Raw genomic sequence first — 2,174 nt, 5'->3', positions numbered from 1 at the left:
GTGACCGACTCCGCCGGATGGAAACGGGCGATGGACCACGCCGACCACGACGAAGCGCACGGTCACGACGAACACGACGAACACGAGACTCACGCCCACGACGCTCACGACCATTCCAACCACCGTCATCCGCAGGAGGCCTACGGTATCTCGTCGGTCTCGTACCGAAGCCCCCGACCGCTTCACCCCGCTCGGTTTCACGACTTCTTCGAGTCGCTCCCGAACGGCATCGTCCGCGCCAAGGGAACGTTCTGGGTCGCCGGACGGGACGATGTGAAACTGGAGTACGGACAGGCCGGGGCCGCCGCCCGCGTGGAAGTCGCGGGGCCGTGGATCGCCAGCCTTCCCGAAATCGACCAGGACCTCTACCGGAGCAACCGCTCTGCGACCTACTGGGACGAGGAGTGGGGCGACCGCCGGACCCAACTCGTCTTCATCGGAAGCGACGTGGATGAGGCGGCCATCACCGCCGCACTCGACGACTGCGTGCTGACCGACGCGGAGATGGACGAGGACTGGGACACGTTCGACAACCCGTTCCCCGAGGACGAGGGCGAACTGTTGATAGTCGGCGAATAGTCGCGTTTCGGTGCCCCAGCGAGGCCTGTCACCGCGTCCCGCGGCTTCGCTCGTATCGTTAGCTTATAGCCCCTTCCCGCGCACGAATCGCATATGACTATCGAAAAACGAGGTGACGCCCACCTCATCACGCACGCGATGGCGAAGGACACCCTCTCGAAGATTCGGGACGAGGAGACCGAACAAGTCGGTTTCCGCAAGGGACTCGTAAAACTCGGCCGCATCTGTGGTTACGAAATCATCGACGGCGCGATGGACACCGAGTACGTCTCCATCGATACGCCGCTGACCGAGACGACGGGCGAGCGCGTCAAAGGGTTGGACGACGTGGTTATCATCAACGTGCTCGAGGCTGGACGAGTGACTCGATTCGGGACGATAAGCCAATGTCCATCGGCTTGAATTTGGTTCTGACGGCGATTATCTTCCGACGTCGTTTCAAGAACTTTGCGAACGAGCGACGGAACCAACCAGTCAGGTTGTCAATGAAAAGAGATATACTGTCCGGTCGGCGTGTTACTGACGATGAAAGCGGTCGTTCTCGCTGCTGGAGAAGGGTCCCGGCTTCAACCCCTTACAAATCGTCGTCCGAAACCGATGCTCCCGGTCGGCAACAAGCCGCTCCTGGAGTCGGTCATCGAATCCATCGCCGCGGCGGGTGTGGACGAAATCGTCCTCGTCGTTGGCTATCACCGTGAACGGATTCAGACGTACTTCGGCGACGGTCGCCGGTGGAACGTCGATATCACGTACGCGGTACAGGAAAAACAGTTGGGTACCGGGCATGCGCTCTTGCAGGCCGAACCGTACATCGGGTCGGACTTCATCGCGATGAACGGCGACCGATATATCGAACCGTCCGCCGTCGAAAAGCTCATCGACGACCACCGACAGACGGGGCGGCGGGGCTTGCGACGACGCGGGTCGAAACGCCGAGTCGGTTCGGCGTGGTCGAACGTGACGGGCAGACCGTCACCGACATCATCGAAAAACCGATACCGGGGATGACGACGTCGGAACAGATCAACGCCGGTGTGTACGTGTTCGGTCCGGACATCTTCGCCGCGATTCGCCAAACGGAGAGTCGCGGGGAGCTTGCGCTGACGCGAACGTTGCGAAACTACGTCGAAGACCATCCGCTGCGTGCGATTCCGTACGACGGGCTCTGGGGCGACGTCTCACACCCGTGGGACTTGCTCTGGCTCAACGGCTACGTGTTGGACAAGCAAGATTCCATCAGCGAAGGCGACACCGCTCGGACGGTACACGTCGCTTCCAGCGCGGTCGTCCACGACGACGTGATGATGGGAGAGGACGTGACGGTGCACGCTGGCGCGGTCGTCTGCAGGGGAACGTCGCTCGGCGAGAACGCGATGGTCTGCGCGAACGCCGTCGTCGAGGATGCCGTCGTCTTCCCGGACGCGACCATCGAACCGGGAGCGGTCGTCCGGGATTGCATCGTCGGCGCGAACGCGACCATCGGACCGAACACCACCGTCGAAGGCGGCGTTACGGACGTGACGCTGGACGAAACCGTCCATCACGACGTGACGTTTGGCGGCCTCGTCGGGGATAACGCTCGAATTGGTGGCAAC

1 protein-coding gene and 3 pseudogenes are annotated in these 2,174 nt (G+C 61.9%); all 4 read left to right on the top strand.

Going from position 1 to position 2,174, the window contains the following annotated elements:
- Window positions 1–579 (top strand): GTP-binding protein (locus BG842_RS22645; RefSeq protein ID WP_175424259.1); only part of this gene is annotated, 579 nt, incomplete at its 5' end.
- A gap of 93 nt (window positions 580–672) precedes the next feature.
- Window positions 673–978: pseudogene (locus BG842_RS22640) on the top strand (uracil phosphoribosyltransferase); the annotation flags it as partial.
- 126 nt (window positions 979–1,104) lie between these two features.
- A pseudogene (locus BG842_RS32175) lies at window positions 1,105–1,718 on the top strand (nucleotidyltransferase family protein); the annotation flags it as partial.
- Window positions 1,719–1,880: 162 nt separating this feature from the next.
- Window positions 1,881–2,174: pseudogene (locus tag BG842_RS32850) on the top strand (glucose-1-phosphate thymidylyltransferase); the annotation flags it as partial.

This window comes from Haladaptatus sp. W1 (assembly GCF_001723155.1).
In the GTDB taxonomy this organism is placed as follows: domain Archaea; phylum Halobacteriota; class Halobacteria; order Halobacteriales; family Haladaptataceae; genus Haladaptatus; species Haladaptatus paucihalophilus.
This window is presented reverse-complemented; position numbering and strand designations above follow the sequence as displayed.